Source organism: Roseivirga sp. BDSF3-8, from assembly GCF_041449215.1.
Classification (GTDB): Bacteria; Bacteroidota; Bacteroidia; order Cytophagales; family Cyclobacteriaceae; genus JBGNFV01.
The window spans coordinates 3,806,145-3,822,365 of the sequence record NZ_JBGNFV010000001.1 but is presented as its reverse complement, the minus strand read 5'-3'; the positions used below and the strand labels follow the sequence as shown (position 1 = coordinate 3,822,365).

The window sequence follows — 16,221 nt, the reverse complement described above, 5'->3', positions numbered from 1 at the left end:
AAAATAGTGGTGAAATCAACGCCCGAACATGGCTTTAACGGTCTCCATATCCTCGTGGTCCTGTTCGATCCGGTGACCCGACAAGGATTCGTCTTTCTCTGCAGTGCTTTTGGTGGCAAGGGCAGCCAGCTCGCGCAGCCTGCCGTGATTAAACATGTCTTTCACATCAAGGAGAAACCCTTTTTTGTACATTTCGGCAGAAATCTGAACCGCCTTGATGGAGTCTCCGCCCATATCAAAGAAGTTACTGTTCAGCCCGATATTCTCCGCTTGTAATACCTGCTGAAAGGCTTCGGCCAGGGCTATTTCATTCTCGGACTGTGGTGGTTCGAATACGGCGGCAACAGATGTACCGGCAAAGGGATCGGGAAGCTTTTTCTTATCCACTTTACCGGAAGCCCCTGCGGGCAGGCTATCGGTCTGCAGTATATGAGCGGGCACCATGTAAGCGGGCAGGGTGAGGGCATTTTTCAGCCCATCCGTATCAAGCGGGGTAGTTCCCACCACCCAGGCACAAAGCACCAGCTTGTCTGTAGCATCTTTGCGTGCAGCAGCCACAGCGTGTGCCACGCCATCCAGCGCCATCAGGGCTTTTTCCACCTCGTATAATTCTACCAGGTAGCCGCGTATTTTGACCTGCTCATCTATCCGGCCTTCCAGGTACAGGTTACCGTCAGCCATCAGGCGCGCCCTGTCCCCGGTAAGGTAAAGGCGCTCTCCCCTACCCAAAGGATGGGGAATAAACTTGCGGCTGGTAAGCTCCGGCATGTTGCGGTACCCGCGGGCCAGTTGAGGCCCCGCCAGGGCCAGCTGACCATCTGCACCCGTTGCTGTCAGGCGCAATTTATCATCTACCACGTAAGCCTGTACATTCGTCACCGGCCTGCCTATTGAGACGGGCTGTCCGCTGTGCAGTTCAGACCAGGTACTGGCTACGGCATTCTCCGTGGGGCCATATTCATTTATCAGCTTCACTTGGGGCAGCTTACGGTAGTGCTTTTCCACCAGTTCATTCCGGGTAGGCTCTCCGGCCAGGGTCACCGCCTTCAGGCCCTCCATGGCTCCCTCCCATGCATCCAGCAAGGCGGTGTAGTATGAGGGTATGGTGATGAAATGGGTAATGCCGGCTTCTGTCAGGAAGACTTTCATCGCCTCGGGCCGTTCCCTTTTGTCCTCTTCCGGCACCGCAAGGCAGCCACCTGCTATCAGGGCGGTGAAGCTGTCGGTAAGGCTGCCGTCAAACGCATAAGAGAACATCTGAAGGCAGGTGGTATCCTCTCCCATCCGGTAAGCCTCTTTTCTCCATAATAACGTGTTGCAAATGGCTGCGTGAGATACTTCCACCCCTTTGGGCTTACCGGTACTCCCGCTGGTGTAAATGGTGTAGGCCACATCTGCCGGGCGGGCATGGCTGTCAAATGCGTAATCCTGCCTGTCTTCGAGCATATCGGCCTGAATGTCATAGGCAAATAGCCCGGTCTCTATCCCGCTCAGCCGGTCCAGGTAATCGGACTGGCTTATGCACATAGCCGGCTTTGCCTCGGTCATGATCTGGTGTATCCGTTCTGCAGGATAGCCGGGGTCAAGGGGCAGATAGGAGGCGCCTGTTTTCCAGACGGCGAGTATGCTGGTGACGGTCCAGTCCCGCCGGTCCATAAGCAAGGCCACCTCCTTGTCGGGCCCTATATCATATACTGCCACCAGCTCTGCTGCCAGGCGGTGGGCCAGGCGGTCTAGCTGACGGTAAGTCAGTGTGGTACTGCCATAGCGCAGAGCGGGCGCCTCAGGCGTGCGGCTTACCTGCCCGGCAAACAGGCCGGGCATGGTGAGGATGTTCACACTTTCTGCATAGTTCTTTTCTTCGGTCAGCAGTCCTTGTTCAAGGCTAGCGTACTCCTCTTCCAGCAGTACGGGAGCGTTTTCCAAAAGAGCCTGTTTATTATTCATAAAGCCCCACACCTGTTCCAGTCTCTTATGAAAAATAGCTATCTCCTCGTACCCCAGACAGGCCTCTTCAAAGCGATACTGTATGTTGAGGCGGCCATCCTGCAGTAGTATCCGGATATGGAGCGGGTAGGCATCATCTTCCGGCAACTCATAGTGGTGGACAATATTAGAGCTTAGCAGCAGGCCGGTGGGGAAAACAGGGCTCCCGCCCGGTGCTTCCAGTACCTCCACAGGGTAATTCTGGTAGGGTACACCAGCCTTTATCTGCTGCTGAATACTCACCAGGTGGTCTTTTACCAGCAGAGGGGTACCCTCCTTCTCTTCTTTTACTTCAAGCAATAAGGGGGTGTACAGGGTTCTGCGTACCTCTGCCTCCTCGCTTACCCCATACAGCGGTGCGTGGGCAATAAGATGCTCTCCCGCCAGGCCTATGCGCTGCAGCAGGCAGGAGATGGCCGCCACGCCACTGACCCAAACCACAGGACCACGCTGGCCGGTAAGTTCATTAATGGCCTGGCTGGCCTGGTCAGATACCGCGTGCTCCACAGTCTGAAAAGTACCCCGGGGAGTATCGTTTACAGGCAAAAAATTGATACCCTCCCGGTAATCGGCCCGCTTGCTCTTCCAAAAAAGTAAAAACTCTCTGAATGCATGGCCTGTCAGTTCAAGACGATCAGTGCTTTTCATTCTGCTTAAAAATTAAAATCCAATGATGAGTCGGAAGAGCGGCTGGTAACAACTTCCGGTGAAGGGTTAATAATGGGTGACGCAGGGTCACTGGTAAGCTCCTGTAGCAGGCTATGGTACATATCCTGCAACCCGGAGACGGTGTCTGCGCTAAATAGTTCCGTGTCGTATTCAAGGCTCAGATCCAGGCCATCTTCTTTTTCGATAAATCGAAAGGCCAGGCTGTGCTTGCTATGATTTTTCTGCCATGGCCATTCTGTAAGCGATAGGCCGTTGAGTCTGCCGGAGGTCTGGCTTACAGACTTCAGGTCGATTAATTCCACCAGCACATCAAAAAATGCCCCCTGGTTTCGCTGGTTTCCGGCTTCAAGCTCCTCTACCAGTTTATCAAAGGGATAATCCTGGTGGCGGTAGGCACTGGTGGCAGTACCGGCCGCTTTATTCAAAAGGGTGAGGAAGGTTTCATCCTCATGTACTTGCGTTCTCAGCACCAACGTATTTAGGTAAAACCCAATCTGGTCCTGCAACTCGGGCAGGTCTCTGCCATTGATGGTGGTACCCACAGCGATATCTGCCTGCCCGCTTAACCTGAAAAGCAAGGCCTTCACGCTTGCCAGCAACACAATAAACCGGCTCATCTTTCGCTCCACGGCCAAGCCGGTAAGGGAGTCGGCCATCGATTTGGGCAGTGTACGCTGATAACTGTCACCCAGTCCTTTCCTTACTTCGGGGCGGGGGTAGTCCAGGGGTAATTGCAGGCGGCTTATGCCGTTCAGTGTTTTATGCCAGTAGTTTCTGTCTTTGTCAGAGAGCCCGTTCTGCTGTTGCCATACGGCAAAATCTTTCTGCTGCACAGGTAGCTGTACCGGCTCCGGAGCTTTTCCTTCGGCAAGTGCATTGTAGTCTCTGAATAGCTCACGGGTCATCACCTTAACTGACCAGGCATCGCATACAATGTGATGGGTCGCAAATATGACTACGTGCCGATTAGCCGCATGCTTGAGCACGGTAACTCTGAGCAGGTTGCCCTCACGAAGGTCAAAGGGCTTTTCCTGCATTTGACGCACTTCCCGGTCAGTAAGCCCGGCTGCTTCAGGGTGGGCGCTGATATCTTTCACCAGCCACTCCGGTTCGGCATCCGGTCGTACGCACTGGCGGGGTTCGCCTGCTATGGTGATGAAGCGCGTGCGCAAACTCTCATGCCGCTGAAGCAGAGCCTCAAAGGCCTGCCGGAGGGCATTGATATCAAACCGGCCTTCCAGGGTATAGGCCGTAACTACATTGTAAGAAACCGGGTTTGCCGAAAACTGACAGGCCAGCCATATCCGGTATTGGGACGAGGTCAGCGGGTAATCATCACATTGCGGGGCTGGCGTTATCACAGGGGTGGCATCCCTTTCGATGGTGTCATGATGACGGGCCAGTTCTTCCAGCACTGGAAAGAGGAAAATGTCCTCGAGATTTAACCGTATACCAGTCTCTTTATACACCCTGGAGATAAACACAGTCGCCTTGAGGCTATGGCCGCCAAGCTCGAAAAAGTCAGCACTGGCTGATACGTTGTCTGCCCCGAGAATATCCTGCCACAATCCGGCAAACAGCCTTTCGGTTTCTGTCTGGCAGAGCTTCCCTTCAGATGACTTTTCCTGGGGCAAATGTTGCAGTATGGCCTTCTTATCCACCTTGCCATTGGGAGTAAGAGGTAGTTCGGGCAAATAAATAAACCGCGAAGGCACCATGTAGGCAGGCAGTACGGTAACCAAATGTTTTCTCAGGTCATGACTGTCCTGAGGCAAGCCGCTGTAGCAGGCCATCAGCAGGGTATCACTCCCTGATTGATGAGGGATAATGGCTACATCCTTTATACCTTGTATGCTTTGCAGTGCATGCGCTATTTCGCTCATTTCCACACGGATGCCCCGTACCTGTACCTGATCGTCAATGCGGCCGAGGTATTCCAGCTCTCCTGCTTCATTCCACCGGCCAAGGTCGCCGGTGTGGTAGAGTTGCTCATACGTTTCTTCCTGTGTGAAGGGGTTTCCGGTGAACTTCTGCCCGGTTAGGTCCGGGCGATTCAGGTACCCTGAGCTTAGCCCGATACCACTGATTACGATTTCCCCCGGATGACCCTCCGGCGCCAGGCTTCCCTCTTTATCCAGGATGTAAATGCGGGTATTAGCAAATGGCCGGCCGATAGGTATGCTGCGCGATTGAGCAGATGCATGTGCCGGGTTTGGCTTAACTTCATAAAACGCGCCGCCAACGCAGGTCTCGGTGGGGCCATAGCCATTTACAAACTTCTTATGCCTGGCATAATAAAGGCTCTCTTCAAGTGCGGCAGCCTCACCGGTGCTGATGATAGTAGTTACACTTTTCAGCGGATCGCGCTCCAGGGCCCGCAATATGGCAGGCGGCAGTATGACATGGCTCACCTGATGGATTGAAATAAAGTTTGTGAGCAGGTGCAGGTTTGCCTTAACCTCACTCCCTGCCACTACCGAGGTGCCGCCACTGCACAGGGGCATGAGTATTTCCACCAGTGAAGCATCGAAACTAAGTGAGGCAAACTGCAACACCTTGCTGTCGTGCAATACCGGCAGGTAAGCATTATGGTACCCGATACGGTCGGCAATACTTTCATGCCGGATCGGCACCCCTTTGGGCATGCCGGTGGTGCCTGAGGTGTAAATGATGTAGGCCGTATCATACAGCGCAGTAGGTGCTGGCAGGGGCTGATCCGGTGTACCGTATTCCATTGGCAGGCTCAGGGTCTTACAGGTGAAACCGGCCTGATTTTCCTCTGGGCCTGTCAAAATTAACTTAATGCCTGCATCGTCAATAATGTAGGCCACACGCTCAGTGGGCAGGGACATATCCAGGGGCACGTACACCGCACCAGCCTTCCAAATGGCTAGCAGGCAGGTGGCTACCCGGACACCGCGATCTATATGAACCCCTACCCGGTCGCCATGGCTTATTCCACGGGCTATAAGCTCTGATGCCAGAAGGTCACTCTCGCTATTCAGTCCGGCGTAGGTAAGCGTGCCGCTCGCATCGGTAATGGCTGCCTTCGTTGTATTTCTCCTGGCCTGTCCGGTGAACGTGTCCAGTACAGTGCACTCCGGTAAGGCAAAGGCGGGAGGTGCGCCAAGGGCCAACACCCGGGCTTCCTCCTCTGCATCCGTCAGCCGGATACCCGCCGGGGTTACGCCCTCTGCCAACTGTTGCGCAATATGCAGCAGGTGCTTACCGGCCAGGGTCACCATGTCTTTTTCAAATACACCGCTTTTAAAATCCAGGCTAAGCCGGATCTGCTCACCCATGCGGATATTAACATTCAGGTCAAAGTTGGTGCGGCCGTAAAAGCTGTAATTTTCAAACTGCAGGCCGTCTTCCACCGGACGGGACTGGTTTTGGATGGGAAAGTTGTCAAACGCCAGTACATGGTCAAACAAAGGCTCCTGGCTGGGCTGTTTTCCACTGATTTCATTTAAAGGAAGGTATTCTACCTCCTGTCTTTGGATAAATTCCTGCTTCAGACGGCTCAGAATATCCTGTAGAGAGGCCTCCACACTGATCCTTACAGGCACCACATTGATGTAATTACCTACCGCTCTGTCCATTCCCTGCAGGGCGGTAGGCCTTCCGCTTACTACCAGACCAAAGAGGGCGGTAGAGGTCCCATTATATTTTGCCACTAATACGGCCCAGATTGCCTGTAGTAAAAGGCCCGTGGTGACATGATGTTCTTTTGCCACTTGCTCCAACTGAGCCGTAAGCGCTGCGGAAAAAGTTACCGGGAGCTTAATGTACTCCTCAGCCTTCCGGCTGGTGGTATGCTTCACAGGCAGTACCGGGGTCAACTGATAGCCGGAGAGGTAATCGCTCCACCACTGACGGGCTTTGGGATGGTCCCTGGTACGTAGTAGCCACAGGATGTACTGGCGAAATGGCACGGCGGCAGGAAGTGAAGCCTCCCTGCCTGCCTTCAGGTTTTGGTAGGTAAACCAGAATTCCTCAGACAGCACAGCCGTACTCCAGCCATCAAGGATAATGTGGTGATAGTTCCAGAAGAACTCATAGGTAGTTTCGCCTACCTTGTACAGGGATACCTGCAGCAGCATGTCCCTGCCCAGGTCATACCCCCGGGACAGCTGTTCTTCACTTTTTCTGTTCAGGTAGCTTACCTGGCTGTCCGCAGTCATATGGCTTATGTCCTCATAGTGAAAGACGGCCTCACGCTTTTTCAGCACTACCTGCAGGTTACGGTCAGTTTTCTTGCTGTTAAATACGGTTCTGAGCACATCATGACGGCCCACTACCACGGCCAGGGACTGCCGTACCAGAGCAGCATCAAGGTCACCATGCACCCGGTAGCGGATCTGGCGAAAGTAATCTCCTGCCCCTCCGCCGGTGGTGTGGTGTACATACATGCCTTCCTGGGCGGGGGCCAGTTCGTATATGTCCTGAATATTATCGCGTGATAATTCCTTCACAGCAAATTGGGTTATGATGAATCAGAATTAGTCGAAAAGTGAGTCGAGATCGTCTTCGCTCAGGTTCTCATAAGTAAAATGGCCGGCATCCTCTTCCGGGGCGCTGTGCCCTGGCTGGTTTACCGGTTCCAGTAATGTGGCAAGTTCTGCCACCGGCCTCATGTGCAATACTTCCATCAGGAGCAGGTTATAGCCCGCCTCATACAGTAGCCCTACCAGGCGCAGTGCTTTAATGGAATCTATTCCCATATCAAAGAGGTAGTCGGAAAGGCTTACCTCGCATGAAAACACTGTTTCCAGGGTAGATACCAGTACTTTTTCTTCAGGCGTACGGGGCTTTTCGCATACCTTTCTTGCCAGCACCTCACCTTGCAGGCTATGCAGTGCCTCCCGGTCTGCTTTACCATTTACAGAAATGGGGATGTACGGTACCCGGATGAATCTGCCCGGTACGGCATAGCGTGGCAGTGTAGTCAGCAGGGCCTGCCGCATCTCATCATGCGTCAGTTGTTCATCTCCCACCAGCCAGGCGGCCAGCAAGGGGTTGCCTTCACTATCTTCGATAAGGGAGGCGGCTGCCTGCCTTACGTGGGGATGCTGCTCCATCGCCGATTCTATTTCACTGATTTCCAGCCTGTAGCCATTCATCTTTACCTGGGTATCTATTCTCCCGAGGTATTCGAGCTGCCCGTCAGGCAGCCAGCGGCACAGGTCGCCGGTTTTGTAGAGAGTTTGGCCGGGGCTTTCCGGATCAGGGATGATCGCCTTCGCTGTCAGGCCAGGCTGGTGCAGGTACCCGCTACATACGCCGGGACCGCCTACATATAGCTCTCCGGTAGCAGCAATGGGTTGCCTTACTCCTTTTTCATTCACAATACGGACCGTGACCCCGGGGGCAGGTTTGCCGATTGTGATCCTGCCGGGCGTAACTTCTGCATAGGTACACCCAACCGTGGTTTCTGTAGGGCCATATTCATTATACACTGCCATGGCCAGGTTAAGCGTCTTCAGCGTTTGCATATGCCCTTCTGTAAGCGGCTCCCCACCGGCAATGCATACCGCCACTTCGGTAGCCGTAAGCTCCAGGTGGCGGAGCATAGCAATGTGCGAGGGAGTTAGTTTGACAGCCCGAACACCGGAGCCAGGCATAAACACTTCTTTCAACACACTTGCCGTATCATCGGAAGCAAAAACCCTGATGCTGTCTCCCCGCAGCAGGGTGGTGAATAGACTGGTGACCGTAAGGTCAAAACCGAGTGAGGTGCAAAACGCGAAGGGCGCGGCCTGCCCAGAGGCAAAATAGGTGGCATTGGCCCACTGCACATAATGACTCAGGTTCGCGTGGGTGATACAGACACCTTTGGGGGTGCCTGTACTGCCACTGGTGTAGATAACATAAGCCAGAGAGGCCGGGTCAGGGGGATAAGACGAGGCGGGTTCAACTTCTTCAGCACGCACCAGCAGCTCATTAAGTACCACCCTCCCTTTATCATCTGCAGGCTCCTCCCTGTCGCTTACTAATAGAGCGGCCCCGGCATCGGTAAGAATGCCCTGTACCCTGGCAGACGGCAGGCCTTTATCCAGGGGCAGGTACGCCGCGCCTATTCGGTGAAGGGCAAGCAGCAGGGCGGGTACATATACGGAGCGAGGCAGGTTCAGCGCTACAATATCTCCCTCTCCTACACCATAATATTCCCTGAGCACCCTGGCAAGCCTCCCGGAAAGCGTATCCAGTTCCTTGTATGTGAGACGTATGCCATCACCTGTCACAGCCTCTCTGTCACCATAAAGCGATACACTTTGCTCAAACAGGGTAAGCCATGGTGTAGTCTCTTCCTGCCAGGCAGCACCACTTTCCCAATTACTCAACATCAGGCTTTCAGCAGGAGACACTAAACTTATACCTGCCACAGGCTCATTGGGGCCTTTTGCCAGTGCCGTCAATAATATTCGGAAGGCTTCGCCTAATCGCTCAATAGTTTTTCTGTAAAAAAGGTCTGTGCTGTACTCTATGTGCAGGTAGGCCTCTTCAGTATCTTCGCCAAAGAAAAAGGTCATGTCAAACTTACTGGCGGCATTTGGCTGATGCACCGGGGTAAACCGGGTGCCGTGCAGCATTTTTTCTTCCTGTCCTCCTTCGCCTTCATGCAGTACCAGCATCACATCAAACAGCGGATTACGGCTGCTATCGGTGCCTGCCTGCAGGTCTTCTACCAGCTTGTCAAAGGGATAATGATGGTGCTCCAGGGCCTGCAGTACTTCCGGTTGCAGGCGGGTAATCATCCGGGTAAAGCTTTCCCCCTCAGTACCCGAAGTAAGTAATGGCAGGCTATTGACAAAAAAGCCTATCTGATCCTCAAGCTCACTGTAGGCGCGGTTAGCCACCGGGGTACCTATAATCATTCTTTCCTGGCCGGTGTATCGGTTAAGGAAAGTATGAGTAGCCGCCAGTAAGCCGGTAAATAAGCTTGCCCCGGCAGACTTGCAGGTATCTTTTAACTCAGCGAATAGCGCTTTTGGCAGGGAAACCCTCACATTGTCACCGGCAAAACTGCGCTTCTGAGGGCGCGGCTTATCCAGAGGCAGCTCCAGCACGGATAATTCACCTTGCAGGCGCTCCATCCAGTAAGATTTACCGGGCTGCCCGGTTTGCTGATTCTGAGACTCACTGAGCCAGGTGGTATAATCCTGAAACTGTAAGGCAAGTGCAGGCAGTACAGAAGCCTGTTCACCCTCCTGCCTGGCCTTATAGGCAGTAAAAATATCTCTCTGAAGTATTTCCAGTGACCACTCATCTGAAATAATATGGTGCATGGCCCCGGCTACAAACGTTTCTCCGGTGGTCGCATACCATAGACCCACCCTGAAAAGGGGAGCCTGGGATATATCAAAAGGCAGTCCGCAGTATGCTTCCATTTCCTTCCGGCAGGTAGCGGCATCGGCAGCCTGGTGATAATCCACCATGTCATCTGACTGGTTTACCGGCATGATATACATTAAAGGCGCCTCGGTGGGGCCGGTAAAACAGGCTCGCAGGCTGTCATGTCTTTGGATCACATCAGCGACGGCCAACTCGAAGACATTCCTGTTTATTTCACCCTCTACCTGGTAGGTAAAAGGTATAATGTAGGCTTCGCCGCCACCTTTCATTTTTTCCAGCAACCATAATCTGCGTTGGCCGGGGGAGAGCGGGTAGCCGTCCCTGGTCCCTGCAGCAGGGATGACCACTTCTTCTTTCACACCAGAATCTCCGATTTTGCCCGCCAGCATGGCTACGGTTGGGTTCTCAAACAGGGTGCGAATAGTTATTTCATCGCCAAAGGTCTTTTTGATCCGGGCCACGATTTTGAGCCCTTTCAATGACTGGCCTCCGTTATCAAAAAAGTTATGCCGTGTACCTATCTGGTCAGTGTCCAGTACCTCACGGAAAATAGCCAGCAGCTTCTCCTCCTTTTCATTAGCAGGCAGCACCATTTCGCGCAGGGTCACTTCCGCCACCATGGTTTTCAGCGCCTTACGATTGAGCTTGCCGTTGGGGGTGACGGGAAACTCCTCCAGTCTGCGAATAAGGGACGGCACCATGTATGAGGGCAAAAATGCCGATATATGGGTACGAAGTGATTCAGATGAGGCATCACCAAGGTAAAAACCTGCCAGAAAAGCTTCTTTTTCATTGGTGACAAGCACTACTGCAGCCTGCTCCACTGCCGGGTGGGTCACCATGGTATTCTCTATCTCTTCGGTCTCAATACGGTAGCCGCTAAACTTGATCTGATCGTCGATACGTCCCAGTATTTCCACCTCGCCGTCGGGCCTGTAAAAACCTATATCTCCCGTCCGGTAGATGCGCTGGCCGGTAACCGGATGGTCTACAAATACGGCAGCGGTCTTGTCCGCACGGTTTAGATAGCCGCGGGCTACGCCGGTACCGGTGAGGCCTATCTCTCCTCTGACCCCGGCAGGTACACTGGCCAGTTTATGATCCAGGATAAGCACTCCGTAATTGTCCAGCGGCCTGCCTATGGAAGGTACATCAGCTTCGGTTTCCACCTTTTTGGTCATGGCAAAGATGGTAGCCTCCGTAGGGCCATAGTTATTCCATAGCTCTGCACACTTGTCCTGCAAAGCCATACCGATCCACTGGGGAAGTTTCTCCCCTACTGACCATATTCTGAGGTGGGGCAGCCCCTGCCAGCCGGAGTCCATAAGCACCTGGGCCAGACTGGGGGTGCACTGCATGATATCAGGATCCACCTCCCGGATCAGTTCCAGCAACTTCTCAGGCGTCTTGATCCGGTAGTCGGATACCAGGTGGTTTTCACATCCCAGCATCAGGGGCAGAAACAGCTCCACCACGGATACATCAAATGCATAATTCGTTACCGACAGCCAGCGGTCGCTGCCTGTGGCACCTGGCGTGCGTGCCATATTTTCCAGCAGATTAAGCACGGCCCCGTGTAGTACTTCCACCCCTTTGGGCTTGCCGGTGCTGCCGGAAGTATACAGAACGTAGGCGCGGTCCTGGCCGGTAGCCACCTGGGGCAGGCTTTGCGCCGGCAAGGTGGCCAGTTCCTCCCGGAACACCACATGACGTGGTCTCCTTATGGCATCCAGTATCTCACCGGTGCCTTTTTCTGTAATGAGTACCCGCACGCGACCATCTTCCAGCATGTAGTTAAGCCGCTCAGCAGGAAGTGAAGGGTCCAGTGGCTGATAGCTGGCCCCGGCGTACATAACGCCGAGCAGCATAGGCACCATGTATTGGCTGCGGCGGGCAAGCACGCCTACCAGTTCTTCACGACCCACACCCAGTTCGGTACGAAGGTACCCGGCTATGCGTGTGGCGAGTTCGTCTACTTCTGCATAAGTGAGGCACTCACCTTCAAAGCGCAGGGCGACCCTGTCAGGGTATGCCGCCACTGATTCTTTAATACGGTCCAGTATGGTGCCTTCAAAAACGGCAGGGTGTATGTCTCCGCCATTTTCTCTGCAAATTTCTTTTTCCTGCCGCGTCAGGATATCAATGTCATCCAGTATCAGGTCCGGCTGATTGCCTGCAACCGTGAGAATACTTTTAAAGTGCTGCAGGAAATTATGCATGCGCCACTCGTCAAACAGGCAGGTATTGTACTCCAGCCCCAGTCTGAGGCGGCCATCGGCCTCCTGTTTCACGAATACGGTGAAATCATATTTGCTGATAGCGGGCTGGTTATTCCACTCAACCAGCTCCAGGCCCTGCATGCCGTCAGCCTCGCGGGCATCAGCGCCGGTGTCCAGTACATCCAGCAGCACATCAAAGAGGGGGCTGCGTCCGGGGTCTCTTCTGCCGCCGAATTTTTCTGCCAGCAGATCGAACGGATACTGCTGGTGGGAAAGCATACCGGCAGTGGCTTTTCCAGCCTCCTCCAGCATGTGGGTAAGACTCATGTCTCCGGCAGGCTGCATACGCAGGGGCAGCATATTCATAAACATCCCTACCGTTCCGGCAAAGTCCTGCTGCTCGCGGCCTGCCACGGTGGTACCTATGATGAAGTCGCTCTGACCGGTGTGCCGGTATAGTAAGGCCGAAAGGGCCGCCAATACCATACTGAACAGGGAAAGCCCCTTATCACGGGCTGTCTCCCGCAGGGATACAACGGCTTCGGCAGGAAGGTAGTCCCAAAGCGTATGGCCATCAAAAACCTGCACAGAGGGGCGGCTGCGGTCGGTAGGAAAATCCAGTACGGGAAGTTCACCGGATAATTTTTGGCCCCAGTAAGCCTCCATGTCATTGCTATGGGTAAGCAGATGATCCTGCCACCTGATAAAGTCCTGATACTGCCGCAGTACGGGAGCAAGAGCTGGCTGCTGCCCGGAGCGTGCCGCATTGTAAAGAGCTGCCACCTCTCCCATAAGTACCTGTACCGACCATTCATCGCTGATAATATGATGGATGATGAGGCTAAGGTAGTACCTGTTCTCTTCCATCCGTATCAAAACCACACGCATAAGCGGCGCCTGATCAAGGGAAAAGGGCCGGGCGATCTCCTGTCGGGCAATCTCTATGGCAAGCCCTTCGGCCTGTTCTTTCCCCCTGAGATCGTGGGGCTGTATTGATAAGCTAACCTCCCCTGCGGGCTTTATCTCCTGCATGGCTTCTTCACCCTCACCAAAGAACAGGGTGCGCAGGCTCTCATGCCTTTCTATAAGCAGGTTAAATGCCCCGGCCAGCGCTTCGGTGTCAAGAGGTCCTTTCAGTTCAAATGAGAAGGCATTATTATAGGCAACCGAACCCTCGGGGTCCTGGCTCACTACCCACATTCTCTTTTGCGCGTGTGAGAGCGAAAACACGTGCTGCGCCTCTGTCTGCACAGGTGCGGAGGTCCTTTCTGCCACACCGGCAGGCACCTCAGACGCAACCGCTCCCTTACCCAGTCGCTCCTCAATGACTGCCGTAAGCCCCTCTACAGTGGGGTCAAGAAAAAAGTCTTCAAAATTGAGACTCAGCGCAAAAGACTCATTCAGTAACTGCAATACTTTGCTGGCAAGAAGGGAATGCCCGCCGAGTTCAAAGAAATTATCACGCGGCACGATCTGCTCCACCTTCAGTACCTGCTTCCAGCACATAATCACGCGGTGGGCTACGCCGACATTTTCATCAATAAAATCACTTATTTCCCGAAGCGTGGGGAAATCAAACATGTCCTCGAAATCCAGCCGGATACCGAATTTGTCATTAAGGCTGTTAATCACCCGCGTGGCCGCCAGTGAGTCGCCACCAAGGGCAAAAAAGTCATCGTCCGGGTGGAAGCTATCCGCTTCAAGCTCCTTTTTCCATAAGGCAGCTACCTGCTTTTGTGTAGCTGTAACCTCCTCACCGGCTACCAGCGGAAGGGCTTCCTTCTGGCTCACAGGAGCATGTCCCAGTGCCTTATGCAGCTCCAGGGGTTCTTCTCTGATCCAGATCCGGCGCAAATCGAAACAGTAAGCAGGCAGCACAATGCGGCGTGCCTCCGTCTCAGTAAATAAGCTGTCCCACTCAGGCTGATAACCAAAAGCGTAAAGCGAGCTAAGCATGGCTCCGAATGCTTCAAAACCAGCACCATTTAATTCAAAAAGATGGAAATCAATGCCGCTGTGCGGATGTTGACGGAGAATTTCAGCCACTTCTCCATTCAGTCCCAGCTCGATGTAGGGTGTAGGCTCTTCGCCACTTTCTCTTTTCAGTAAGGCTTCTACACGATCGCTCAACGAAACCCCATTATGGTAGCCATTCAGGCTAAGGGTATCCCGTAGTGCTTCTGCCAGACTTTTTTTACCGGCGAGTACCTCAGTCACAACGCGGCCGGCTCCTATTCCTATAAGTTTTTTAGAGGCAAGGCCCAGCGCTTCCATCGTACGGTAGAGCGCATACTGCCATACGAAAGCAGAAGGTTTGGCCTCAGTGGCGGCAAAACCGGCGGCAGCACATTCCTCATATGCAGCCTGGAAGGCAGGGTGCAGTTCTTTCATAAACCGAACGAAACCGGCCGGCACCGTACTGTTCCCGCTAAAGACCATCACAGGGCCTGGCTTCTCACGGAATGGAATGACCTCCTCAGGTTCAGCATCCTGCAATGCCTGGCATAGCTCGGATATACTACTGGCGGCGAGTACCTTTCTGTAGCGGTAATGCCCCCGGCCCAGTGACATGGTATAGGCTACATCCTCGAGGCTGGCCTCGGGGTGGCTATCCAGCCAGGCAGATAGTACCCTGCCGTTTGCCTTAAAGCTGGCGGGAGAGGCAGCAGAGAGGGGGAAGTAAAGCAGTCGATGTACACTTTCGTTTCTGGGGGCTTGCCCGGGGGCCTCCTCCAGCACCACATGTACGTTGGTACCGCTTATGCCCATGGAGCTTACGCCAGCCAGCCTTTTATGGCCTTGCGGCACCTCCCAGGCTTCAGTTTTCTGCTGCACATAGACAGCGGCCTTCTCAAAATCGATGACCGGGCTAAGGTTTGCCGCATTCAGGCTGGGAAACAACTGCCGGTGTGAGAGGCTCAACACTGCTTTGACCAGGCCGGCTATTCCCGCTGCGGAACGGCCATGACCTATGTTGGACTTAATAGACGAAACAGGACACAGCCGGGGCTCATTGGTATAATGCGCGAAGGCTGCATTGAGCCCGCCTATCTCGATATTATCACCCAACTGGGTAGCTGATCCATGGGCCTCTATAAAGCCTAACCGGCTGGGGTGAATACCGGCGCGCTCCCAGGCCGTGATAATTGCCTCGGCCTGGGCCTGGCTGTCGGGTGCTACCATGCTGGCCGAGCGGGCCGCGTTATTATTGACGGCTGAGCCTTTGATGACGGCATGAATGATGTCACCATTTTCTTCAGCTTCCTGCAGGCGGCGGAGCATAACGCAGGTAACCACCTCACCATAGGCCATGCCATTGGCCTCGGCAGAAAAGGGCTTGCTGTGACCGTCAGGACTGGCTACGTCAAACTCGTACCCTCCTTTGAAGGGCATAAGCTCGATATTGATACCGCACACAAGCGCATAGTCTATATGACCAAGAGCCAGCTCACTGCAAGCCTGGTGTAGCGCTACCAGTGACGAAGAGCAGGAGGTGTCGGTAAGGCATACCATGCCATGCAGACGAAACGTACGGTTGATACGGGCAGCCAGAAACTCCTTGGTATTACCTGTAAGCAGCGTGGGGTCGTAGTCAGTGGCGTGTTTATAGTAATCATGCACTACGTCACCTACGAATACCCCGGTACGGCTGCCCTGCAAAGTAGCAGGATTTATGGCCGCATTGTCCAGTGTTTCCTGCACAACTTCCAGAATCAGGCGCTGGCCGGGGTCCATGGTCTGCGCCTCACCCGGTGAAATATCAAAAAATGCCGGATCAAAGAGGTCGATATCCTCCATATAACCCCGCTGCCAGTACTCACCCTCCGGCGGGAGCGTAGTTTTCCTGATACGCTCCGGAGAGAGTGGCTTCAGGCTGTATACGCTGTTTTTCAGGTTATCATGTAGCTCATCGAGGTTACGCGCATCCGGAAACCGGCCGGCCATCCCGATGATTGCCATCTCCCTGTTGTTTCTTTCGTTTCTCATAGAA

General features: G+C 53.9%; 3 protein-coding genes. All 3 read right to left on the bottom strand.

Going from position 1 to position 16,221, the window contains the following annotated elements:
* Positions 1–15 precede the first annotated feature (15 nt).
* The 3 genes from AB9P05_RS16070 to AB9P05_RS16060 are packed head-to-tail and all read right to left on the bottom strand — an operon-like array spanning position 16 to position 16,217.
* Positions 16–2,634: an amino acid adenylation domain-containing protein gene (locus AB9P05_RS16070; protein ID WP_371909847.1), complete on the bottom strand. Its 2,619-nt coding sequence runs from the start codon at positions 2,632–2,634 to the stop codon at positions 16–18.
* Between the two features lie 5 nt (positions 2,635–2,639).
* The gene (locus AB9P05_RS16065; protein WP_371909846.1) at positions 2,640–7,130 is read right to left on the bottom strand and encodes an amino acid adenylation domain-containing protein; all 4,491 of its coding nucleotides are present in this window, start codon (positions 7,128–7,130) and stop codon (positions 2,640–2,642) included.
* 27 nt (positions 7,131–7,157) lie between these two features.
* The gene (locus AB9P05_RS16060) at positions 7,158–16,217 is read right to left on the bottom strand and encodes an amino acid adenylation domain-containing protein (protein WP_371909845.1); all 9,060 of its coding nucleotides are present in this window, start codon (positions 16,215–16,217) and stop codon (positions 7,158–7,160) included.
* Between the last annotated feature and the right edge of the window lie 4 nt (positions 16,218–16,221).